The sequence below is a fragment of the Mucilaginibacter paludis DSM 18603 genome (genome assembly GCF_000166195.2).
GTDB classification, from domain to species: Bacteria; Bacteroidota; Bacteroidia; order Sphingobacteriales; family Sphingobacteriaceae; genus Mucilaginibacter; species Mucilaginibacter paludis.
This window is the reverse complement of the sequence record NZ_CM001403.1, coordinates 5,737,443-5,760,258: the sequence shown is the minus strand read 5'-3', so window position 1 is coordinate 5,760,258 and position 22,816 is coordinate 5,737,443. Positions and strand designations below refer to the sequence as shown.

Annotated in this window: 15 protein-coding genes; 5 read left to right on the top strand and 10 right to left on the bottom strand. The window is 43.5% G+C overall.

All coding sequences use genetic code 11. From position 1 onward, the window contains the following. Nucleotides 1-74 precede the first annotated feature (74 nt). Both MUCPA_RS24175 and MUCPA_RS24170 read left to right on the top strand, forming a co-directional pair. On the top strand, nucleotides 75-782 hold the full coding sequence (locus MUCPA_RS24175) for a Crp/Fnr family transcriptional regulator (RefSeq protein WP_008509963.1): 708 nt from the start codon (nucleotides 75-77) through the stop codon (nucleotides 780-782). 149 nt (nucleotides 783-931) lie between these two features. Then, on the top strand, nucleotides 932-1,573 hold the full coding sequence (locus MUCPA_RS24170) for a hypothetical protein (protein ID WP_008509961.1): 642 nt from the start codon (nucleotides 932-934) through the stop codon (nucleotides 1,571-1,573). 116 nt (nucleotides 1,574-1,689) lie between these two features. Here the strand turns inward: MUCPA_RS24170 and MUCPA_RS24165 are convergent, their stop codons facing one another. The 7 genes from MUCPA_RS24165 to MUCPA_RS24135 form a co-directional block, all read right to left on the bottom strand. Next, nucleotides 1,690-3,504, bottom strand: coding sequence for a RagB/SusD family nutrient uptake outer membrane protein (locus MUCPA_RS24165; RefSeq protein ID WP_008509960.1), 1,815 nt, complete (start codon nucleotides 3,502-3,504; stop codon nucleotides 1,690-1,692). A gap of 12 nt (nucleotides 3,505-3,516) precedes the next feature. Continuing rightward, nucleotides 3,517-6,744 carry a SusC/RagA family TonB-linked outer membrane protein gene (locus MUCPA_RS24160; protein ID WP_008509959.1) on the bottom strand — a complete coding sequence of 1,076 codons (3,228 nt, stop codon included), beginning with the start codon at nucleotides 6,742-6,744 and terminating at the stop codon, nucleotides 3,517-3,519. A gap of 740 nt (nucleotides 6,745-7,484) precedes the next feature. Continuing rightward, nucleotides 7,485-8,747, bottom strand: a complete 1,263-nt coding sequence (locus MUCPA_RS24155; RefSeq protein WP_008509958.1) for a type IX secretion system plug protein — start codon at nucleotides 8,745-8,747, stop codon at nucleotides 7,485-7,487. Nucleotides 8,748-9,188: 441 nt separating this feature from the next. Further along, nucleotides 9,189-11,114: a ribosomal protection-like ABC-F family protein gene (gene abc-f, locus MUCPA_RS24150; protein ID WP_008509957.1), complete on the bottom strand. Its 1,926-nt coding sequence runs from the start codon at nucleotides 11,112-11,114 to the stop codon at nucleotides 9,189-9,191. A 200-nt stretch (nucleotides 11,115-11,314) separates the two neighbouring features. Continuing rightward, nucleotides 11,315-11,719 carry an EVE domain-containing protein gene (locus MUCPA_RS24145; RefSeq protein ID WP_008509956.1) on the bottom strand — a complete coding sequence of 135 codons (405 nt, stop codon included), beginning with the start codon at nucleotides 11,717-11,719 and terminating at the stop codon, nucleotides 11,315-11,317. Between the two features lie 100 nt (nucleotides 11,720-11,819). Further along, on the bottom strand, nucleotides 11,820-13,163 hold the full coding sequence (locus MUCPA_RS24140; RefSeq protein ID WP_008509954.1) for a sensor histidine kinase: 1,344 nt from the start codon (nucleotides 13,161-13,163) through the stop codon (nucleotides 11,820-11,822). A gap of 149 nt (nucleotides 13,164-13,312) precedes the next feature. Further along, nucleotides 13,313-13,519 (bottom strand): hypothetical protein, encoded by a 207-nt coding sequence (locus tag MUCPA_RS24135; protein WP_008509953.1) that lies wholly within the window; start codon nucleotides 13,517-13,519, stop codon nucleotides 13,313-13,315. Between the two features lie 248 nt (nucleotides 13,520-13,767). Here MUCPA_RS24135 and MUCPA_RS24125 point away from each other — a divergent pair, with 248 nt between their 5' ends. Continuing rightward, nucleotides 13,768-13,953, top strand: coding sequence for a hypothetical protein (locus MUCPA_RS24125; protein ID WP_008509952.1), 186 nt, complete (start codon nucleotides 13,768-13,770; stop codon nucleotides 13,951-13,953). 12 nt (nucleotides 13,954-13,965) lie between these two features. On the opposite strand, the gene holA is transcribed toward MUCPA_RS24125, so the two are convergent. Then, a complete protein-coding gene (holA, locus tag MUCPA_RS24120) occupies nucleotides 13,966-14,988 on the bottom strand; it encodes a DNA polymerase III subunit delta (protein ID WP_008509951.1) in 1,023 nt (340 codons plus the stop codon). 68 nt (nucleotides 14,989-15,056) lie between these two features. Here holA and MUCPA_RS24115 point away from each other — a divergent pair, with 68 nt between their 5' ends. After that, nucleotides 15,057-15,527, top strand: a complete 471-nt coding sequence (locus tag MUCPA_RS24115) for a type I restriction enzyme HsdR N-terminal domain-containing protein (RefSeq protein WP_008509950.1) — start codon at nucleotides 15,057-15,059, stop codon at nucleotides 15,525-15,527. A 216-nt stretch (nucleotides 15,528-15,743) separates the two neighbouring features. On the opposite strand, the gene MUCPA_RS24110 is transcribed toward MUCPA_RS24115, so the two are convergent. Together MUCPA_RS24110 and MUCPA_RS24105 are read right to left on the bottom strand one after the other, a co-directional pair. Beyond that, the gene (locus MUCPA_RS24110; protein ID WP_008509949.1) at nucleotides 15,744-17,558 is read right to left on the bottom strand and encodes an ATP-binding protein; all 1,815 of its coding nucleotides are present in this window, start codon (nucleotides 17,556-17,558) and stop codon (nucleotides 15,744-15,746) included. Nucleotides 17,559-17,664: 106 nt separating this feature from the next. After that, nucleotides 17,665-20,385 carry a valine--tRNA ligase gene (locus tag MUCPA_RS24105; protein ID WP_040627937.1) on the bottom strand — a complete coding sequence of 907 codons (2,721 nt, stop codon included), beginning with the start codon at nucleotides 20,383-20,385 and terminating at the stop codon, nucleotides 17,665-17,667. Nucleotides 20,386-20,694: 309 nt separating this feature from the next. On the opposite strand from MUCPA_RS24105, the gene MUCPA_RS24100 reads away from it, so the two are divergent. Then, nucleotides 20,695-22,758: a M13 family metallopeptidase gene (locus tag MUCPA_RS24100; protein WP_157543984.1), complete on the top strand. Its 2,064-nt coding sequence runs from the start codon at nucleotides 20,695-20,697 to the stop codon at nucleotides 22,756-22,758. Nucleotides 22,759-22,816 lie beyond the last annotated feature (58 nt).

The window sequence follows — 22,816 nt, the reverse complement described above, 5'->3', positions numbered from 1 at the left end:
TAGTACACTTACTGGAAAAAAATCAATCCAAAATACAATATTTATCAGTTTTTAGTTTATCGTATCTTTGCACTATGAGTTTATCGGGAATCTTTCCTATCGACCGCTGGAATTTTACAACGCAGTCTATTTTGAATATACTGTCGGATGAGGACTACCAAGCCATGATAGCAAACCAAAGCGAACAAAGATATCAAAAAGGTGACGTGATCTTCCGGGAAGGCTCCGTTCCAGCAGGTATTTTTTTGGTACGGAGTGGAAAGATCAAGAAATACAAAGTTGACCAGCTTGGCAAAGAGCAGATTATTTACGTAGCCAACCAGGGCGAACTAATTGGCTACCACGCGGTATTGGCAGAAGAGCGTTATCCCGACTCGGCGTCAGCCCTGGAAGCGAGTTTGTTAAGCTTCATCCCTAAGGAGGATTTTTTTGAAGTCATCCGCCGTTCACCAATGTTTAGTCAACGGCTTTTAAAAGCCTTGAGCCACGAGTTCACCGTATTAGCTAACACAATTTCAGTATTTGCACAACGCAGCGCCTCGGAGCGACTGGCCATAGCACTTATTGTATTACGGGAAAAGTACAAGGATGGCAGCCCTGCCAATGAAGAGATTGTCCTCAACATATCCCGCACCGACCTTGCTAACATAGCTGGCATAGCACAGGAAAACGTGATCAGGTTATTGAAGGAATTTAAAGCCGAGGATATTTTAGAGACGGAAGGCCGTAAGATTATAATCAAAGACATCAAAAAGCTGGTGAAAAGGGCTAATTATAGGTAATTATTTCTCGGGACATATCATCGCGTATAACCGGAACTGTAGGGATTCTGGGCTTTTTATACAGCAAATTACATGCAAATATCAATAATACGCTGTTCAAGTTTAATTAACCCCCAACAATCAATCCGAAGATAGTTATATTGGGGAGCATGTTAGGATTATTTAAACGAACCAAAATAAAACAATGGGAAATTACGCTGTTAAACAACACGTTGAGCAGCTTGCCAAATACCTATGCCCAGTTTAAGCTGCAAATAAACAGCAATTTGTTTAGAGGGGTTTTAATAGGGATGGGCGATATATTGGGTTATGTGGCATTTACTTACCACAACGAGGTTTACCAACAGTTTTACGATGCTAAAGGAAGGAATTTTAAGCTCACAAGGTTAAAAGTTTTTGATCAGCGGTCAAAAACTTACCAAAATTTTACCCTTTATTTTTCGCATGGCGTAATTAACGGCTATTCGATTGACGACGTTGAAAAACACGATTTGAGTGTTGACGATATTATAACAAACGACTATAGCAAACAGTATATCGGAAATGGGGACTATAAAAAGATTGAAGCCCAATTAACGGATTACGAAAAGCAATTAATTAACCCAGTTGATGTTTACGAGGTAAAATTAAATGGTCATATTTATTTTCACATTCAACAACTTCAGGACGGCAACTTTATAGCAGTTGACCTTAAAAAGATAGTTTACGAGATTAGGCATGATCCTTTCCAGATCAGTCCCCTACCGGGTAACTTGTCCGGGGTCATCGGTGGCAAAGGTCCTGCCGGATAATGCCTCATGCCCTGTGATTAAGTTGATGAAAGCATCACAAAAAACTGGCAGTATCTATTGCCTGTAAAAATTAAAAAAGGGCAGTCGGAGGCAAAGCCCAGGCTGCCCTTTTTTAATTAATATTTAGGTTGTTGTTGGCCCTTCAGGCCGGGATTAACATCGATAATAGAGGTAGCCAGTGGCAAAATCTCCACCTTTTCGCGCTCTAAACCGCGGAATAAATTAATAACCAGCGGAGCGGTGGCTGTTAGTAAACCTTGCGCGTTCAATATTGATGCACCGTGCATCCTAAGTACTACGTTGCCAGCCCTGGCTAATGTGGTGGAATCGGTAGGGCTGAGGGTTTTATAGCCAGTATACGGTATTGCTACCATCGGATCCTCAAAGGTGGTGGCAACGGCACGTTTATATACCCTGTACAGATCAATATTGGCATAGGCACCGGTTTTGTTAGCCATATCAATCAGGTTCTGTTTGGTTTTGCTGAGTGTTTCGTATAAAATACCCCAGCGGGCCAGGTCGGTGCGCCTTAATGCTTCAAAGCCAAACTCAAACTTGCGCTCGTTAATAATAGCATTTCTAAAGCCCAGGTAGTCGGTTGGTGTGGTGCCAATTTTGGTAGCATCGCCACCAAAGGCCCTGGTGCGTACCTGCTCAAAGGCAGTTTTTGCTTCGGCGGTAGGGTTGTTGTTGTACTCGTTAAGCGCTTCGGCATACATCAGCAATACATCCGAGTAGCGCAGTATGGGCCAGTTAATGTCGCGTTTATTAATGGCGGTACCGTTTTTGCTGGCCCAGTTAACCCTGAACTTGCCTATGGTATTGCTGGTATACGAATTCATTTCGTGGCCGTTATCGGCATTAATCGAGTAATTGCAAATAGTTACATCGCGCCGGGTATCGCCAGCGGCAAAATCATACCAGTAGGTTGGTGTTACCCCCATGGCTGGCTGGCTCTTGCCATACATACAACTGGTATGGGCATAAATGCCATTGGTATAACCCACTGCCGAACTGTTATTATCATTGCCATACTGGCCAAACTCCAACATAGACTCGTTGTTGTACTGCGTTTTGATCAGCGTGCGGAAAACATTTTCGTAACTGGGCAGCAAGCTGTTTTCGCCCCGGTCAATCACAGCCTTGCAGGCATCCGCCGCAATTTTGTAAAGCTCCTTAATGCGGTTGGCATCAGGGCGTTGGGCAATTTTTACCGATCCGGCGGAGTAAGATGTGAGGTCCCAGCGTAACGAATACCCGGCCGCGTATAAGGCCACGCGGGCCAGTATACCATAAGCTGAGTTTTTGGTAAAGCGCTCGGGCGTAGGCACCAGGCCGGCACTTTTCCATGGCAGCAGGCCAATGGCAGTTTGCAAATCGCTGATACAACCGTCGTAAATAATATCTCGGCTTACGCGCGATGAGGTAAAGATACCGGTTTCGGCCACGGGTTCTGTGCTATAGGGCACATCGCCAAAAAAACGCACAATATTTAAATAATTCATGGCCCGGATGGCATAAGCCTCGCCCAGCAGCATATCCAATTTAGTTTGCTCCGTAGCCGAATTGGCTTTCATACCCTTGATGCCCTTAATGGCCACGTTGGCATATTCAATACCGGCATACATGGCCGTATAGGTTGATGTTGGAATATTGGCCGGCGTATACACATAATTGGCTACCTGGTTTTTACTGTTAGTTTCAGATTCGGTAGAAAAACACTCGTCGGTACCCATGCCCAACTGATAATAAAACTCCCGGTTAAAGGTTTGTGAGTAGCAGCCCACTACCACCATCTCGGCCCTGTTTACAGTTTCAAAGATGGTTTCGCTGTTAAACTTCGATTGCGACGGCAGGTCTAAAAACTTTTTACAAGAGCTGCTTGATACCAGGGCAACTACAGCTAAGGCGATATAAAATATTTTTTTCATGTTGATGATGCTTTAAAATGTAACATTAAGGCCAAATACCACGCTCTTTGAGCGGGGATAAGCCGAGTTATCAACGCCCATATTCAATATGCTCGACGTTGCCGATACTTCGGGATCATAACCCTTGTATTTGGTGAAAGTATAAATGTTGTTAAGCGTGCAATACACCCGCAGGTTGCTCATCTTAACCTTGCTAATCAGGTTTTTAGGCAGGGCGTAACCCAGGGTAATGGTGCTGAGCCGCAAAAAAGAACCGTCTTCAAGGTAATAGTCAAGCGCGTCGGTAATAGCAATTTTATTATCGGCATGCAGGCTCCACATGGCATTCGGATCGTGCTGTTGTGGGTTAAGCGCCGCCAGGCGGCTCAAATTGGTGGTTTGCTTGCCTGTAAGCGGATCAATGAGCGTAAAGCGGGTGTTCATTACGGCAAGCGTATTTTGGTTGGGCAGGTAAGGGCCTATAAAACGTTGCGAGTTCATGTTGAATATCTGGTTACCTACCGAAAAATTCATAAACACGGTTAAGTCTAATCCCTTATAATTAAAGGTATTGGTAATACCACCCTGGTACTTGGGCTGTGCGTTGCCAATTACGGTACGATCGTTTGCCGACCATGTTGGGTTGCCATTGGCATCTTTATCGCCAGCGGTGGTTACATATTTCACGTCGCCGGGTTTAACATTTGCCGGGGCTGCGGCCTTGGCGCGTGGTACCCCATTTTTTAGTGTGTAGGTGCCATCGGCATTCTGATTAAAATCGTCGGTAGTATAAACGCCCGCGTATTTATAGCCATAAAACTGGCCAAGCGGCGCGCCAACTTTAATCATGTAATCAATACGGCTACCGTAATTACTGATAAAATAATCGTTATCGCTCTGCCCGTAAATAGCAAGTACCTTTGACCGGTTGAAAGAAATATTGAAGCTGGTTTTCCACCTGAATTGTTTGGTGGCAATATTATTACTGCTTAAAACAAACTCTACGCCACGGTTACGGATGGCGCCAATATTTTGAAACTGAGTGGTATAACCCGAAGACGAAGGAATCTGATTCTGAATTAAAAGGTTGTTTGACTCATTATTATAATAATCTGCCGAGAAGCTGATGCGGCTCTTAAAAATATCAATATCCAGGCCGATATCGGTAGAAACGGTTTTTTCCCATTTAACCCTGGGGTTACCCACCACGCTGCCAGGTACCAGCGTTTGGAAGTTTGCATTATTAACGGCGTAGCTGCCCGAGCCGTAACTGGTAACATATACATAATCGTCAATATCATTATTGCCGGATGTACCGTAGCCCACGCGGAGCTTTAAATTATTAATTACATTTTGGGCCTGCATAAATTTCTCTTCAGAGATACGCCATGCAGCCGATACCGACGGGAAATAACCCCATTGATTACCAGGAGCAAATTTAGACGAGCCATCCGCGCGTAGCGTAAAATTGGCTATGTAGCGCCCCTGGTAGTTATATGAGCCCCGTCCAAAAAACGACGACAGGCTATAACGGCTAAGCCCCGAACTATATGTATTTTTAATATTGGTAGCCTGGCTCACGTCGTTTAAGCCAAAGTTACTGACCGGGAACTGGTAATAGCTGTTATTCAGGTTTTCGGACTGGCTGTAGTTTACCTCTTGCCCCAAAAGGAAACCTACGTTGTGTTTGCCAAAATTATGGCTCCAGTTTAAAGTATTGGTAATCTGCCAGGTATACTTTTCGCTATTATTGCGCGAGCCGTATGGGCCGCCATTGTTCTGGGCAGTTTTTGTGCGGCCATCATCCCAATAATCAGCACGTATTTGCCGCCAAAGGTAACTGCCCGATGTGCGCAGCTTAATATCCTTGGTTATATCCAGTTCCAGGCCGCCGTTACCAGAAAATTGTCGGTTAAGGCTGGTATTGGTTACGGCATCATTCGTAATAATGGGGTTATACACATCATACTGCGAATCATAAGCCAGCATGCTATCGCTGATATCTGTACCTATCAGTTGCTGGTTGGTATACATTTTACCACCGGTTACCGGTTGCAGGATAGTCATTTTAAGTGCGCCACCTAATGAGCCGCCTCCCTCAGTACGGGTATCCTGGAAGTTGGTATTAAAATCTGCGCGCAGGCCCTTCCATATCTCGTGATTGAGTTTGAGCCTGATACCGTTTTTAAGATAACTATGTTTAGCTAAAATGCCGTTTTCGCCGGTATTATTATAGCTGAGCATAAACCTGGTTCTGTCGTTACCACTGTTGATGTTGATGTTATGGTTCTGGCTGGTAGCACGGCCGCCAAAAACCACGTCCTGCCAGTCAATCCCCTCCCTGGATGCGTAATCGGCATTGATACGGCTGTAGGCACCTGTATAATAATCGGGCGCGTTAATGTCGCCGCCAAAATAAGCTGCCCAGTTGGCATCTTTACCGGCCAGGTTTTGAAATTCGTACTGGTATTTCACGTAATCGAGCACGTTTAAAAGCTGTAGCTTTTTGCCCAGTTTTTCAGTGCCGTAGTAGCCGTTGTATGATACCTCGGTTTTGCCCGCCTTTGCAGATTTGGTAGTGATGAGCACTACGCCGTTTGAGCCACGCGACCCGTAAATGGCCGTAGACGAAGCGTCCTTCAACACATCGATAGAGGCAATATCATTAATATCAACCTCGCGTAAGGCATTGTCCATCTGGAAACCATCTACAATATATAAAGGCGACGATCCCTGGGTAATGGTGGTACCACCACGGATAACGATATTGATATCGGCCCCGGGCGCGCCGCTTTGTGTAATTACGCTTACGCCCGCTGCTTTGCCGGTTAAAGCTTGAGCAGCGGTAGTTACCGGGGCCAGTTTTAAATCGTCGCCACTAACGGATGCCGATGAACCGGTGAGCTCCTTCCGTTTTATTGAGGCATAACCAATGGCCACTACCTCGTTAAGGGTATTGGTAGCCATCTCTAACTGTATGTTTAAGGTTTGGCTCCCGGTAATTGCCTGCTCAACGCTTTTATAGCTAATGGACCGGAATATCAATATTAAAGGCCCTTTGCCGGTAATAGTTAACCGGTAAGTACCATCAACAGCGGTTTGGGCACCCTGGGTGCCGCCTTTAACCATAACGGTTACGCCTGGTATAGGCTCGTTGCTTCCCTTCTCGGTCACCTTGCCGGATACCACGATGCCCTGGGCCCTGCTGATACCCGCAAAACAAGTGAGCAGTAAAACAAATAGTAAGTTAAATTTAATCATATTGCTGTTTTTAAGTAGTTGAATAAAAATGGTTTACAATTTAGCCTGGCCACAGGGTGGCGCAGTTGCTAAAGACACGCGCTTAGCCGCATGCCCGTTATTATTTAAATAAAACGTGTAAGGTTTGCTGTTTACAGCGATAGAAGCACGATAGCGTCGCAAATGGCAATACAAACAAATTGTAAGTTTGCTCATGGGTTTATTAATTTACAATGCAAACTATGTATAGCGCTGCATTGCCGGGTTTATATTTGGTTTATATAGGCACAAACGTATTAAAAAAGCCACCCGAGGATTTTTAAAAATTGACCAAATGTTTCGATTTTTTGGTAAAAAGCGCCTTAAAAAAGCGCTGAAACGACGTTTTAAATAATTGGCTTAAGTTTTTTGCCTGTTTTAGTGGATCAGATAAAGATAGAGCCCACTTTTTTATTGAGCAGCAATTAATAAACGGATTATGCCTACGCTATTGTTAATTGGCTTTCGGGGTAAAGGATAACAAGCGGCAAAGCGGTGTAAAAAGTACAGGTGATAAATTTTGAGCCGGATACGCAGTTGCAAATGCTGTTTTAATTACATGCTGTAAGCAAATAATTGGTGATTATACCAGCGTTAGCGATTGCAACGGGTACCGGCCTGTGGCTAAGGCCTCTGTGCAGTATGAGTGGAAAGCGCGGGCCGAAGGCAACGCCCTGATTGAACTGGAAACGTATTGCAATAGTACACCTTACGTTAAGCCTTTACCTTTTGGTGGTATTGAGCTGGGTATAGCCCACCAGTTCCTGGTAGCGGGTGCCAGGTCGGCAGAAGTATACTAAAATCTGGTAATCGTTTTCGGTTTCGTAGTAAGAGCCTTCAAAGGCTATTTCGTCGGGGGCTTTGCTGTTTTTATCAACCCAGATGTACTCATAATCGTATACGCCTTGCTTTAAAAACAAGTCGGTATAAAACCGGCCTTTAGCACTGTCAAACAACATCCGGCTTTGCTGGTCTAATTGATAGTTATTAAACTGGCCCACAATATAGGCGGCCCCGTCGTTATCGCTTTTATTACCGGCCAGGCTAAAATAGATGTGTGCGTAGTCGGCATCAATACGGGGGTTGCTGCCATCCTGGTTCAGGATATAAAATTTACCGTCGTTATCGTACTGGAAAGAATACGCAGGCTGATTGCGGTTAGGGTCGCCCAATAAGATGACGGTGTTTGCGGTGTCGCGGTAAATGCGGCCTATCCGTTCGGAGTTTAGTTTTAACGACCGTAAATCAAAATGCCTGAACTCGTTACCGCCCTCAAAATCGTTGGTATTTACATCATTGTAAATCAATAAGCTGCCGCGCAGATTGGATGGCGCAGTGTTCAATTTTGATTTATCGGTACGCCCGTTCTGTAATACCAGCGCCCGGATATCTGTATTGGGATTTTGCACCAGCAACCCGCCGTAGTTAACCTGGAAGTTAATTTTTTGGTTGCTTTGGCGCAGCGCGTTATTGTTTGACGGAACGATGGTTGCACCGATACTTACTTTTGATTCCACCACGTAAAAGCGCCGTGTTAGTACGATTTGGTTTACGTCGCCATTTAAATAAACCTTAAGCAGATAATTTCCGGAGAGCTTTGGCGAAATGTTTTGATTAGGTAACGTGAGCTCGTAGTGGGTGTATTTTTGACGGGTATTGGTGGAATAGCGGTAGTCTGTTATGCGATCTTCGGTAAAGCTTTGCAGGTATTCTGCCGGGGATAGTTGCGAGGGGTTCCAGTCGGCATCGCAATGCTGGATGGTGTAATTATAGTATTGGGTGCCGCCGTGCAGATCGTCAAAGGCGAGCAGCAGGGCATCTGTTGATTTGAGGTTGATAGCCGGGAACGATTGTTCTTTGGCGGTATTATAAAACTCGACTGATTTGATGTTTGCCTGGTAGGTGCGGTTATCGTTAATGGCTTGCTGCCCGAAAAGCTTCGCGGTGATGAATAGCAGGATTAAAGGTAGCCGGAGTTTGATCATATTGGGTTAGTTTGCCATTGCTTTGTTTTTCGTCACAAGAGCCGTATAAGTTACTGACAGTCAATATACATCACGTAGTCGGTTTCCGCTATCCCTTCGTCGGTGTCCCCACCGACGACTTCTCACCGGACCAGAAAGCGCTCTCCAAATTGCCAGAGCCGCTCTGTAGGTTCGCCCTGTACGGTTTAGAGATTGCTTCGTCGTTCCTCCTCGCAATGACGACTTCTTATCTTATTGACAGCCAGCATAAAAGCATCATTTCGAGGCACGAAGCAATCGCACGGCGAACATGCCTCCGTGCGATTGCTTCGTACCTCGCAATGACATAGTTTAAGATGCTTTTCAAACGTCATTTCTACTTCTTTCCTACTGGCCGGATCGGTTACCCGCAACGACGTTGGTTTATACTACCGGCAATCAGCTCAATTACCTTTTCTACCCCTACGCTTCCAGTTCCAATATCTGCCCGGCTAAGGCTTCCCAATTTTGCTGGATCAGGTTTAGCTCGTTCTTTTTTTGCTGGTACGAGGCGTTTACTTCTTTCGATTTTGCCGGGTTATTGTAAACACCATCTTCGGCCAGTTTATTTTCCAGCTGCTTTACGGCGGCTTCAAGCTCCGCAATTTTCTCTTCCATTTTAGACAAATCCTGGTTCAGCTTTTTTAACTGTTTGGATTTATCGTCGCCGTGTTGCTGTTGTTTAACGGGTTCGGGCTTTTTCTCTTCCTTTTTAGGCTGAGGGGCCGGTACGGCTGCTTTAGGCTCCAACTTACGTTTAGCCTGCCAAACATCGTACTCGGCATAGTTACCCGGATACACCTTGATTTTATGATCTTCGATAAACCATATCTTGTTGGCTACGTTATCCAGGAAATACCTATCGTGCGAAACGACGATAAAGGTACCCTCGTATTGCTGCAGCGCCTGGATCAATATATTTACCGATTGGATATCCAAGTGGTTGGTGGGCTCATCCAGGATAAGGAAGTTGGCATCGGCGGTTAAGGCTTTAGCCAAGGCCACGCGCGATTTTTCGCCTCCGGATAACACCTTGATCTTTTTAAACACATCATCACCGGTAAACAGGAACGATCCTAAAATAGAGCGCAGCTCGGTATCGGTATGCCTTGGCGCAAAGGATTGCAGTTCTTGCAAGATCTCGCTCTCCAGGTGTAATGATTCCAGTTGGTGCTGGGCAAAAAAGGTTTGGGTTACGTTGTAACCTGTTTCTACCTTACCTTCAAACTGGTTATCGGCACCGGCTACCATCCGCAGCACGGTTGATTTACCACGACCGTTGGCACCTATTAAGGCAATTTTGTCGCCTTTTTCAATCACGGCTTCGGCATCGTTCAAAATTTCGATGGTTGGATAACTCTTGTTGACATGCTCCATCACCACCACGTGCCTGCCCGATTGTTTAGAGAAACGGAAGCTGAAGTTTACCGATGGGTTATCATCATCCACATCCTCAATACGCTCCATCTTATCCAGCATCTTGATACGCGACTGCGCCATTTTAGCTTTGGAAGCCTTGGCACGGAAACGCTCAATCAGCTTTTCTTCTTGCTTAATTTTGGCTTGTTGGTTTTTAAACTCACCTTTTTGTATCTCGCCACGCAGTTGTTTTTCTTCGAGGTAGAAAGAATAATTGCCCGCATACACCGTCAGTTTGCCTTTGCGCGATTCAACGGTGCGGTTAATTACCTTATCTAAAAACCATCTATCGTGCGATACGATAACTACCGCGCCATCAAAGGCCTTTAAATAATCTTCCAGCCATTGGATAGATGGTAAGTCGAGGTGGTTGGTAGGCTCATCCAGCAATAAAATATCCGGGGCTTGCAATAATATTTTGGCCAGCATTACGCGCATGCGCCAGCCTCCCGAAAAGGTGCTTAACTTGCGGTGGGTATCCTCTTCGCTAAAACCTAAACCGGCTAAAATTTCGTGGGCTTTGTATTCTATATTGTAGCCATCAAGGGCCTCAAATTCGCTTTGCCTGTCGCTCAGCTTATGCAGCAAATCTTCGCTGTAATCAGTTTCCAGCTTTTGCAGCAGGCTTTCTATTTCGGTATGCAGCTGATTTTGGCGCTCAAAAGCTTCCATGGCCACGTGCAATATACTTTTATCGGAGGCGTACGAGAGCAGATCCTGGTTGAGGTAACCCATAGCCAGATCCTTAGCTTTTGATATAGTGCCCGATGTAGGTTTATAATCGCCTACAATAATTTTCAGTAGCGTGGTTTTACCGGTTCCATTGGCGCCAATCAGGCCAATTTTTTCTCCGGGTTTTATATGCCAGTTGGCTTCATCGTAAAGGGCCCTTGCACCAATCTCGAACGTAAGGTTGTTAATCGCAATCATTTGCCGCAAAGATAGCAAATTTTAAGAGCCCCCTAACCCCCTGAAGGGGGAATAATTAAAGCACCGGTGTTGAGGTGGGAGTTCTGAGCCGGGAGTTCGAAGTCTTGGGTCGGGAGCCCTAAGTCAAAATTCGGCTCTACGGTCTCAAGGCTAAACACTCCTGACTCAGAACTCAGGACTCCCGGCTCAAGACTCCCAACTCAACTACCCAATTCCAATATCCTATCAAATTCCTCGGCTTTGAGGGGCATTACCGATAGGCGGCCCTGGCGTACCAGGCTGATGTTGGCTAATTGCGGGTCGGCTTTAATTTGTTCCAGGGTGACCGGGTTTTTTATGGTTTCTACCGGCACCAAATCAACTACTACCCAGTTTTTATCGTCGGTGGTGGGGTCCTGGTAAAACGCCTTCACTACTTTGGCAATACCTACAACGGCCTTGCCCTCGTTACTGTGGTAATACAGAACAAGGTCGCCCTCTTTCATTTCCCGCAGGTTGTTACGCGCCTGGTAATTACGCACGCCATCCCAAAAGGTGCGGCCATCCTGGTTAAATTTTTCCCAGCTATATTTTACAGGTTCACTTTTTACGAGCCAATGTTGCATGTTGTGTTTTGTTGGATGATGGGATTTTATCCTCGCCGCAAATTAAATCAATTTATGATACAAATAAAAGGGATTAGCTATTGCCAGCGGTCAGGTAGCATCAGGTAACAGGCAGGGCCAGCGGCAACGAAACATAAAAAGCAGTGCCCTTGCCGGGAATACTTTCCATCCATATTTCACCGGCCTGCAATTCAGTAAACTCTTTACATAGCTTTAGGCCCAGCCCTATTCCTTTTTCGTTCTCGGTGCCGAATGTCGACGTGGCTTTGAGAGAAAAAAGATCCCTTTGTTGCTCGTAAGGGATACCCGTACCAGTATCTTTCACCATTAAAAGGCAGTTGTTATGAATCGAACTGGCCGAGATTTCAATTTCCCCACCGGCCGGGGTAAATTTGATGGCATTGTTAATCAGGTTACGTACAATAAGCTGAAGCATATCAACATCAGCCATTATTTTAATAGTTTGCTCTACGCCATAGCTTAGCGCGATGCCTTTTTTACCGGCAATGGCTTTTTCAAGCTCCAGTGTATTGGCTAATGCTTCGAATAAGTTAACTGAGTTGAGCTTAACCGTTACCCCATCCATTTGTGCTTTAGACCAGCTAAGCACTTTTGATAGCATACTGGTTGTATCCTGCGTGAGTTTAAGCAGGTCTTTTTCAATTATTTTCCGCTCTTCGGCATCTAAGGAATATTCATCCAATAGTTCAAGATAATTTTGAATATTGCCCAGTGGCGATCTAAGGTCATGGGCGATGATGGACATCAACTTATTTTTTTCGGCGTTCAATCGTTCCAATTCCAGGTTTTGAACCAGGATGTATTGATTTTTAATTTCAATGGACTGCGCCCTATCCTCTGATGACTTCCGTTCAAGCTCGTAATTTTTACGGATATAGGTAACTGTATAGTACATTAAAACCACCACCACCAGGTAAGCAGATGACACATCCAAAAACCTATCGGCTACAGTGACATAGGTATTTGGCACCAGTAAAGGATACCGGTACTCGATACCATGCAGCGACAAGATAACGGCAATATTGATGGGAATCCAGATTTTGTATTGTTTAGGCGGAGCCGTGCTGATCATTAAAAGCAAGGTTCCAGCCATCAGTATATCTGTAGGGCCGCTTATACCCCAATTGATAAAATAGTTGGCAATAAATAGCAAATTGGCCAGAACACAAAAAAACACGATACTGAGTTCTGTTTTATTTTTAAAACGCGATAAATAATAAATGTAACATAATATGGTGAGTACAACAAAACTAACCAAAGCTATCCACGGAAGGCCGATAAAATAATTAAACGGAACGTTGTAGGCTAAGGCCAAAAACGCGATAATACTAATGGAATGAAATATCCTGAATTGTAGAGAGAAACTATGAGGGCTGCCTACCAGATAATTCCAATAGGCACCGATTTTCTGCCAGATCGACATCTGAAAAAATTAATTAGAATGCTAAAATACGAATTATATCATCAAACGCATCCATTTTGTTTATCATAAATTACAAGCCTGTCCTATAAATTAAAAAAGCTGCTTCAATAGAAACAGCCTCTCCAATATCAATAGTCAAACTCTTGTTATCATGTTGTAGTTTTTTTATCAACCTTTTTAACATGTTTTATTTTAGTGCCACTGTAGTGCTTGTGCTTACTAAATACATTATGCACTTTTTGAGGTATGGTTGAAGTTTTTTTAACCTTTGTTTCATCTTTTGTAACTTTTGTTTGCGCATTAGCGGCAACACTCATCGTTACAGCAAGCATCAGTAAAAACATTATCTTTTTCATAGCTATTATTTTTTATGTTACCCAACTACTCCAATAGCTATGCCATAATTTAATATAGGTTTTTGCTTTTAAGTCATTCATTATTTGCCGCTTAAAGGCCATATTTAAGTTGTTGAAATATAGCAATGACTGCAAAAAATAACGAATAGTACTTAACGCTATACAATCTGCTAAAAAAACAAAATAAAGGAGTTGCAAATACTTGCCTACGGAATAGCATAATACCAGAATATTACCTATATTGTACAATGAAGAGAAGTGTAAAGCTAATTAAGGGGCAAAATTTAAGATATATTGGCAGGCCATTTCCGGGTTATTCATCCAATGCTCCCTACATGACTTTTGTTGACGACCACAACGTGTACGAAATCACGGTAATGTACAACCATACCGAAATGATTATCAACCGTTTCAGTGTAAAAGCCCTAAGTTAATTATACTCCGTTTTAATGGAGTATTTTAAACATGAGCTCCTTCATCAATTCGCCGGGCGCGGTATTTGATTCTACCCCTTTGCTCTTTAAATCGTACTCACGCAACAGGCTGATTACCTGCATGGTTTTGCCGTAATTAAAAGTACGCGCTGCCTGTTCATAATCTTTTACAAAATACGGGCTAACACCTAAATCGCGGGCAAGGCCCTGGGGCGATTTGTCGGCAGCGTAATGGTAACGTAAAACCTTGCTGAAATAATTATTGAGCGTACCCAGCACTACCACCATCGGGTTGGCTTTGGGGTTGGCCTCAAAATAATTTATAATCCGGTTTACTTTAACAACATCCCTGCGACCTAAGGCGGTTTGTAGTTCAAACACGTTATACTCTTTACTGATACCGATATTGTCCTGAATCTCCTTCGACGTAATCTCTTGCCCGGCATTTACGTTGAGCATCAGTTTTTCGAGCTCATTGGCTATTTTGGATAGGTCGTTACCTAAATATTCAGCCAGTAGTGCGGATGCCTGTGGATTAATGCGGTAGCCCTTATCACTTACAAAACCTTCTATCCAGCCCGGTATTTTATTATCATACAACTCGGCCGAATCAAATATAAGTCCGTTTTTTTCAATGGCCTTATAAAGCTTTTTGCGCTTATCAATTTTACCGTATTTATAGCAAAAAACTAAAATAGTGCTGGGCAATGGTTTCTCCAGGTAACTTAACAAAGGGTCGATACTTTTTTTATCATCAGTTTCCTTCCCCCACTTCATGTCCTGCGCTTCTTTTACCATTACAACCTGGTAATCGGCCATCATAGGGTAACGTTTGGCCGCGTTAAGCACCGTCATCAAATCGGTATCTTTGCCATAAACTACCGTTTGGTTAAAACCCCGTTCGGCCTCGCTTAATACCTTGTGCTCAATATAATTACCTATTAAATCAATAAAATAAGGTTCATCCCCATGTAAAAGATACAAGGGTTTAAACTTTCTATTCTTAAGGTCTTTTAAAATTTCGGGTGCAGTCATAAAAATTTACCGGAGCCAAATTACAAATATGGATTAGGATTTAGGGCAGATAATGCGCATTTTAGCTTATGGATTTGCTACTACCGCTTAACCTTCCGCCCTACCCTTTTAAAATATCCAGTCAAAACGGCCAGCTTTTCCTTTTTGACGAGATCCGGAAAAAAGAAGTTGTTTTAACTCCGGAAGAATGGGTGAGGCAGCATTTTGTTCAATACTTAATTAAAGAGAAAAACTACCCCCGCTCATTAATTAAGCTGGAAGGCGGCCTCAAACTAAACGGACAGGCCAGGCGCTCGGATATTGTGATATTTAATAACAAAGGCGAAAAAATTTTACTGGTTGAATGCAAGGCTCCGGCAGTTAAAGTTACACAACAGGTATTTGACCAGGTTGCCCGCTACAATTGGGTACACCGCGTACCGTTAATAGCGGTTACCAATGGTTTGCAGCATTATTATTGTAAAATAGACTTTGTTGAGCAGCGGTATGATTTTATTGTTGATATTGCAAGCTACGAAAGCACCCAAAGCACCCTTTAAACCGCATAGTGCTCATGCACACCGCAAAACCAAAGCAAAGCCCCCTCTAAATCTCCCCCGGTTGGGGAGACTTTATTTTTTTTTAAAAGCCCTACCTACCGGGTTTGGGTGGGGCTTTTTTTTCTTTTAAAGTCCTCCCTACCGGGGAGGATTATGCACTTTGGTTTTTTTTTGGGTGTGCATGAGCGCTACGCGGTTTAGGAGGGGCTTTGGGGCTTACTGATTAACCGGCCTAACTTGCCCCATTATTTTATCAAGCAGTTCATTGGGCTTAAATGGCTTGGCAACATAATCATTCATGCCCGAGCTGTACACACGCTCTCTCACATCAAATAAAGCCGACGCGGTAAGCGCAATAATGGGAATATTAGCTTTTTGCGGGTCTGTCATGCGGCGTATAATTTTGGTGGCCTCAATACCGTCCATAACGGGCATTTGCAGATCCATTAAAATCAAATCAAAATTGCCATATTGTAAAAGCTCAATAGCCCTTTCGCCATTCTCGGCAACAACAGGGGTAATGTCCCATTTAGAGAAAAGCTTTTTCATCAACATCACGTTTACAGCGTTATCTTCTGCCACCAGGATCTGCAGCTTGTTCAATTGAAAATTGGAATCGCTAATTACAGGTGTTTTTTTCACCGTTACATCAGGTATCATCACATCTGTTGATACGGTAAACTCCATCACTACCTCAAACTCAGAACCCATGCCTATTTCGCTGCTTACGCCGATGCGTCCTCCCTGTAAATCAAGTAAACGTTTTACAATAGCCAACCCGAGCCCTGTACCGCCAAACTGACGGGTTGTGGTTACTGATTCCTGGGTAAAAGGATCAAATATGTCGGCCATTTTCTCTTCCGCGATGCCGATGCCCGTATCACGGATTGAAAATTTAATCGTGGCCTCGTTATGCCTGTCTTCAATGCAACTGATATCTACCGTAACGGCGCCACGATTTGTAAATTTAATGGCGTTACTAATGAGGTTGAAAATAATTTGAGATAAACGTGTAGGATCGCCAATTAAATAATGCGTTTTTAAAAAGGTATCAACCGACAAATGAAAGTTTAAACCCTTCTCCTCCGCTTTCATAATTTGCCCACCGCAAATATGCTGCATCAGTTCATGCAGGTTGAATTTAATGTTTTCAAAGGTGATCTTACCCGATTCGATCTTATTAAAATCGAGTACGTCATTAACCAGCGTTAACAGGTTGCCGGCCGAGAATCTTAAAATTTCGAGATTTTCTTTTTGATCGGGCCTGGGGCTTTCCATCATCAACAAGTTGCTCATCCCGATTACAGCATTTAGAGGTGTGCGGATCTCATGAGACATGGTGGACAAGAATTCGGATTGTGCCTTTGAGGATTTCTCCGACCGCTCAATAGCCAGGCCCAGCTGTTCGTTAAGCTGTTTTTCCGAATCGGCAAACTCTTTTAACTGTTTTATATTTTTCAGAAAGGCACCATAAAAATGCCCTTGTATAAACATAATTAATATAAAATTAAAAAACACACTTACCGTAACGGTATAACCATCCAGTTTTTCTGGCCGCAGATGGCTCATCATGTGGGCAGAATCTACCCACAAAAGGTAAATTAGCAGTGGAGCAACGTTAATAAGTGAGTAAATGGTACCCCATTTAACACCCAGCATATAGTAGCCAAAAAGGATAATCAAAATCACCAATTGGATAACGATGATATTGACATCCTGGAACACGACGTAAACTACCGATAACACCAGGAACGAGCCAACAATGAGTAAAATATGCGATACCAGCTTAAAATCGGGCTTGTAGGTGAAATATTTAAACACCCCAACCAGCGTAACGAGCAATACAAGGCTAAAATCAGTCTGCATTGTTTGCTGCAAACTATAAACATTCGGAATGATGGCAAATACACCCAGAAAAGAAAGCAGAAGCCCGTAATAAATTAAACGAATACGAGCCTGATCTAAAATAGAATCATCCTCAGACAGTATATTTTTAATTGATAAGTTAAAAAAACTTATACGCTTACTCATTACAGGTTTAAAAAATTAAGTGCTCAAATATTCAACATTACAATATATCAACAATTAATTTAATTACAAAATTGTTGAAATATAGCATGTTAAATATTTGCTGCAATTAGTTTGCCAAACCGTCTAAACTTTCTTTAACTATCCTGATTTTAGTTTCCGCATCGGCCTTCTTCTTCAATTCGTTGTTCACCACTTCGGGTTTGGCGTTTTGCATAAATCGCTCGTTCTGTAGCTTGGCTTCAATTGCTTTTAAGAAGCCTTCCAGGTATTTTAACTCGGCCAACAGTTTTACACGCTCGGCATCAACATCAATGTTGTTCTGTAAAACCATGTAAAATTCATCTGTGCCAACCCTATAGCTTACTGCCCCGGCTATTTTATCTTCGGTAAAAGTAACTTCTTCCAAATTACCCAACTTACTGATAATAGGCAAATACACTTTATAATCGATACCCGAATTGACTTTAATAGCTAAAGGCAATTTATCTTTAGGAATTTGTTTGGTATTACGCACATTCCTTATTTCGGTTATCAATTGCTTTACACTTTCCATTTCGGTAACCAAGCGTGCATCAATTTGCCCAATTGAGGGCATTAATGCCACAATGCAACAATCAGTACTGGTACGGTCGCCAAAAAGTTCGTCATGCCATAACTCTTCGGTAATAAACGGCGTAAAAGGATGCAGTATCTTTAATATGTTTTCAAAATAAGATACCGTAGCCGTATAGGTCTCCCTGTCGATGGCTTGTTTTTCTACGCCTTGTTGGTAAGCAGGCTTAATCATTTCCAGGTACCAGGCGCAGAAATCGTCCCAAACCAATTTATAGGTGGTCATCAACGCATCCGACAGACGATATTGTTTAAAATGGTCTTCAATCTCACTCAAAGCCTGGTTAAAACGGTCGCTAAACCATTGTATAGCCACTTGATTGGTATTAACTAAGCTATCATCTATCTCCCAGCCTTTAACCAGCTTAAAGGCGTTCCATATTTTGTTGGCAAAGTTACGGCCTTGCTCGCAGTGCCCTTCGTCAAACATCAAATCATTCCCTGCCGGGGATGAGAGCAGCATGCCTACCCTAACGCCGTCTGCACCATACTTCTCGATCAGGTGGAGCGGATCGGGCGAGTTACCCAGCGATTTAGACATCTTGCGACCCAACTTATCCCGAACGATACCCGTTAAGTAAACGTTTTTAAAAGGGATCTCTCCCCTAAACTCGTGGCCTGCCATAATCATGCGCGCTACCCAGAAAAACAAAATCTCGGGCGCAGTAACCAAATCGTTGGTTGGATAATAGTAATTGATCTCCTCGTTATTAGGATCTTTAAAGCCATCAAATACCGATATAGGCCATAACCAGGATGAGAACCAGGTATCCAAAACGTCTTCATCTTGATGAATTCTTTTTAAAGCTAAACCGATGGTATGTTCAGTAAAATCACCCTCAAGGCTCTTATAATAATTTGTAAATAAGGCATCCGCCTCTTCTTTGGTTTTTGCTATCTCAAATCGCTCTGAACCCTCAAGATCCCAGGGAGTGTGCGGACCATACCATACCGGAATCCGCTGGCCCCACCACAATTGCCGACTGATACACCAATCTTTTACATTCTCCATCCAATGGCGGTAGGTATTGGTAAATTTATCAGGTATCAGCTTAATATCGCCTTTCAAAACGTAATCCAAAGCTGGTTTGGCCATATCTTCCATCTTGCAAAACCATTGCATGGAAAGCTTAGGTTCAATTACAGCATTTGTACGTTCAGAATATCCAACTTGTGATTTATAGTCTTCAACCTTGTCTAAAGCGCCTGCCTCCTCTAAAAGTATTGCAATTTTTTTACGCGCCGCAAACCGGTCTTCGCCAACCAAAATCGTGGCCTTTTCGTTCAGGGTACCATCATCATTCAAAATATCAATAACCGGTAAATTGTGTTTTTGACCGAGTTCATAATCGTTTAAATCATGCGCTGGTGTCACTTTTAAGCAACCTGTACCAAAATCCATTGTCACATATTCGTCCAAAATAACTGGTATTTCCCTGTTAATTAAAGGAATATATACTTTTTCACCATGTAAATGAAGGTATCTTTCGTCATTGGGATTGATACAAATTGCAGCGTCAGCCATGATGGTTTCGGGCCTTGTTGTTGCAATTACCAGATAATCTTTATTAGGTTCCTGAAACTTCTCAAGATAAGGTTCAACTATCTTGTATTTTATATAGTATAATTTCTGATTAACTTCCTTACGGATAACTTCTTCGTCGGATACCGCTGTTTTGCCTTGCGGATCCCAGTTAACCATACGAATGCCACGGTATATTAAGTCTTTTTTATACAGATGTATAAAGGTATCGATCACAGCTTCGCTCAGGTCGGGGTCCATCGTAAAACGCGTACGCTCCCAATCGCACGATGCGCCTAACTTTTTTAATTGCTCCAGTATGATGCCGCCGTATTTTTCTTTCCACTCCCAGGCGTAGGTTAAAAACTCTTCGCGGCTTAAATCCTTTTTGGTGATGCCTCGCTCTTTCAGCATGGCAACAACTTTGGCTTCGGTAGCGATGGATGCATGATCGGTACCGGGTACCCAGCAGGCGTTTTTGCCTTTCATACGGGCGCGGCGTATCAGCACATCCTGTATTGTATTGTTCAGCATATGGCCCATGTGCAAAACACCGGTAACGTTAGGTGGCGGTATTACAATTGTATAAGGTTCGCGCTCATCAGGCACCGACCTAAAAAAACCGTTCTCCATCCAGTAGCTATACCATTTATCTTCTGCTTGTTTTGGCTGATATGTTTTAGAAATACTCATAGGCCGCAAAAATAATGTTTTGAGTTGATGGTTCATAGTTTAGCCTGCTTATTCATTTGGTATAATAATAAATATCGAAAAAACCGTAATTATTAATCAAGCATCCATATCTAACCACATTTTTACAATGCATTTACATAGCTAATCGAAATATCATTTTGAGAAATTAAAATATCGCCTTACATTAGTTAAATATAATAATTAACTGACCTTAATAAATATACAGATCCGCTACGGGGAAACATTATTCCTTGTTGTGGATCTGTTATATCCCCAAGTATGTATCCTCATAACATCCCCAACGCTAAAATGAAGTTGAAATTTTCAAGTTTAATGCTTACCGGCATTGTTTGCTTGTCGGTAAACGCTTTTGCCCTTAACGGCCCAAAAACAAAACACCCTTTACCCGTTCCTCCTAAAAAATACATCGACCCGGCCAATATGGACCTGTCGGTAAAACCCGGCGACGATTTTTTTGAATATGCCAACGGTAACTGGCGCAAAAAAAATGCTATCCCTAACGATAAAACCAGGTGGGGAAGCTTTAATATCCTTGCTGACGAAAACACCAAAAATCTTTTAGTACTGTTAAAGGAAGTAAGTGCCAGCGGCAAGCAACCCAAGGGAAGCCTTAAGCAACGTGTTGGCGATTTATTTGCGAGCGGCATGGATACCATTGCCATCGAAAAATCAGGCTATGCCCCCATCAAAGCCGATTTATACCGAATTGATCAAATTAAAACTCTGCCGCAGGTTATTAACGAGATAGTAACCCAGCGCATCAGCGGTAAAGGCGGCGCTCTGTTTGGTGTTGGCGTCGGTCAGGATTCAAAGCACCCAACGCAAAACATTGTCTCGTTCAGGCAAGGCGGCATTACCATGCCCGACCGCGATTATTATTTGAAAGATGATGCCCGCACTTTAAAAATACAGGCCGCATACAGGCAATATATCATTACGCTGTTTACCTTAACAGGATCAAATGCCGACGATGCTGAAAAAAACGCGGCTACTATCTTTAATATCGAGAAAACGCTGGCTACCGCGCAAAAAAGCCGTATAGCCATGCGCGACCCCAATGCCAGTTACAATAAATTTACCGTAGCGGATTTTAGCAAAACTACGCCTAACCTAAATTGGGTGGTATTATTACCTGAACTAAAAATGCCCGGACAGGATACTGTTATTGTTGGCCAGCCCGATTTTTTTAAAGCCGCCGATGCTTTATTAAGCTCAACACCGGTGGCCGATTGGAAGGTTTACCTGAAGTGGGAAATTTTGAAGAACATGGCAAGCGCCTTGAGTTCTGACTTTGTAAAGGCAAGCTTTGCCTTCAACAGCGCCTTATCCGGCCAAAAGGTGCAATCGCCACGCATCGAGCGGATGTCGGGCCTGGTGGATGGCAACTTGGGCGAATTACTGGGACAGCTTTATGTTGAGAAATATTTTACCCCTGCCGCCAAGCAATACATGATTAACCTGGTAGATAATTTAAAAGGCACCCTGGGCGATAGGATAAAACGGTTGGATTGGATGAGTGCCGAAACGAAGGATCGAGCACTTAAAAAACTGGCCGCCTTTACCGTAAAAATAGGCTACCCCGATAAATGGCAGACCTATGACGGCCTTTTGATAGACCGCAACGACTATGCCGGTAATTTAAAACGGATTGCCGTTTGGCGATACAATTATAACGTAGCACAATTGGGTAAGCCGGTTGATAAAACACGCTGGGGCATGACACCGCCAACAGTTAATGCTTACTACAGCCCTGTAAATAACGAGATTGTTTTCCCGGCGGGTATTTTACGTTTTCCGTTTTTTGATTTTGGGGCCGACGATGCAGTTAACTACGGCGGCATTGGTTTAGTAATTGGCCATGAAATGACGCACGGCTTTGACGATCAGGGCCGCCAATACGACGGCGACGGAACCCTGCGCAACTGGTGGACCAAGGATGATGCCGATAAATTTAAAGTACGTGCCGATAAGGTTGTTGCCGAGTTTAACGGCTTTAACCCGATTGATACCATGCACATTAAGGGCGCCTTAACCTTAGGCGAAAACCTGGCCGATTTGGGCGGGATGAATATAGCGTACGAGGCTTTCAAGAAAACAAAGCAGGGCCAGTCAAATACCACAATTGACGGCTTTACGCCCGACCAGCGTTTCTTTTTAGGATTTGCGCAGGTTTGGAGAGAATCCATGCGCCCCGAAGAGCAGGCCCAGCGACTGACAACCGACCCGCATTCGCCAGGCAAATACCGCGTAAACGGCACCGTAATTAACCTGGATGCCTGGTACAAAGCCTTTAACGTACAACCGGGTGATAAAATGTACAAAGCTCCGGAAGATAGGATTAAAGTTTGGTGATTTTTGAGTTCCGAGTCTTGAGCCAGGGGGCTTGAGTTCTGAGCCGGGAGTCTTGAGC

Excerpts from the sequence above, each read along its gene's own strand:
- MUCPA_RS24175 (WP_008509963.1), top strand. The coding sequence starts at position 75 with ATGAGTTTATCGGGAATCTTTCCTATCGACCGCTGGAATTTTACAACG.
- MUCPA_RS24170 (WP_008509961.1), top strand. The coding sequence starts at position 932 with ATGTTAGGATTATTTAAACGAACCAAAATAAAACAATGGGAAATTACG.
- MUCPA_RS24165 (WP_008509960.1), bottom strand. The coding sequence starts at position 3,504 with ATGAAAAAAATATTTTATATCGCCTTAGCTGTAGTTGCCCTGGTATCA.
- MUCPA_RS24160 (WP_008509959.1), bottom strand. The coding sequence starts at position 6,744 with ATGATTAAATTTAACTTACTATTTGTTTTACTGCTCACTTGTTTTGCG.
- MUCPA_RS24155 (WP_008509958.1), bottom strand. The coding sequence starts at position 8,747 with ATGATCAAACTCCGGCTACCTTTAATCCTGCTATTCATCACCGCGAAG.
- abc-f (WP_008509957.1), bottom strand. The coding sequence starts at position 11,114 with ATGATTGCGATTAACAACCTTACGTTCGAGATTGGTGCAAGGGCCCTT.
- MUCPA_RS24145 (WP_008509956.1), bottom strand. The coding sequence starts at position 11,719 with ATGCAACATTGGCTCGTAAAAAGTGAACCTGTAAAATATAGCTGGGAA.
- MUCPA_RS24140 (WP_008509954.1), bottom strand. The coding sequence starts at position 13,163 with ATGTCGATCTGGCAGAAAATCGGTGCCTATTGGAATTATCTGGTAGGC.
- MUCPA_RS24135 (WP_008509953.1), bottom strand. The coding sequence starts at position 13,519 with ATGAAAAAGATAATGTTTTTACTGATGCTTGCTGTAACGATGAGTGTT.
- MUCPA_RS24125 (WP_008509952.1), top strand. The coding sequence starts at position 13,768 with ATGAAGAGAAGTGTAAAGCTAATTAAGGGGCAAAATTTAAGATATATT.
- holA (WP_008509951.1), bottom strand. The coding sequence starts at position 14,988 with ATGACTGCACCCGAAATTTTAAAAGACCTTAAGAATAGAAAGTTTAAA.
- MUCPA_RS24115 (WP_008509950.1), top strand. The coding sequence starts at position 15,057 with ATGGATTTGCTACTACCGCTTAACCTTCCGCCCTACCCTTTTAAAATA.
- MUCPA_RS24110 (WP_008509949.1), bottom strand. The coding sequence starts at position 17,558 with ATGAGTAAGCGTATAAGTTTTTTTAACTTATCAATTAAAAATATACTG.
- MUCPA_RS24105 (WP_040627937.1), bottom strand. The coding sequence starts at position 20,385 with ATGAGTATTTCTAAAACATATCAGCCAAAACAAGCAGAAGATAAATGG.
- MUCPA_RS24100 (WP_157543984.1), top strand. The coding sequence starts at position 20,695 with ATGAAGTTGAAATTTTCAAGTTTAATGCTTACCGGCATTGTTTGCTTG.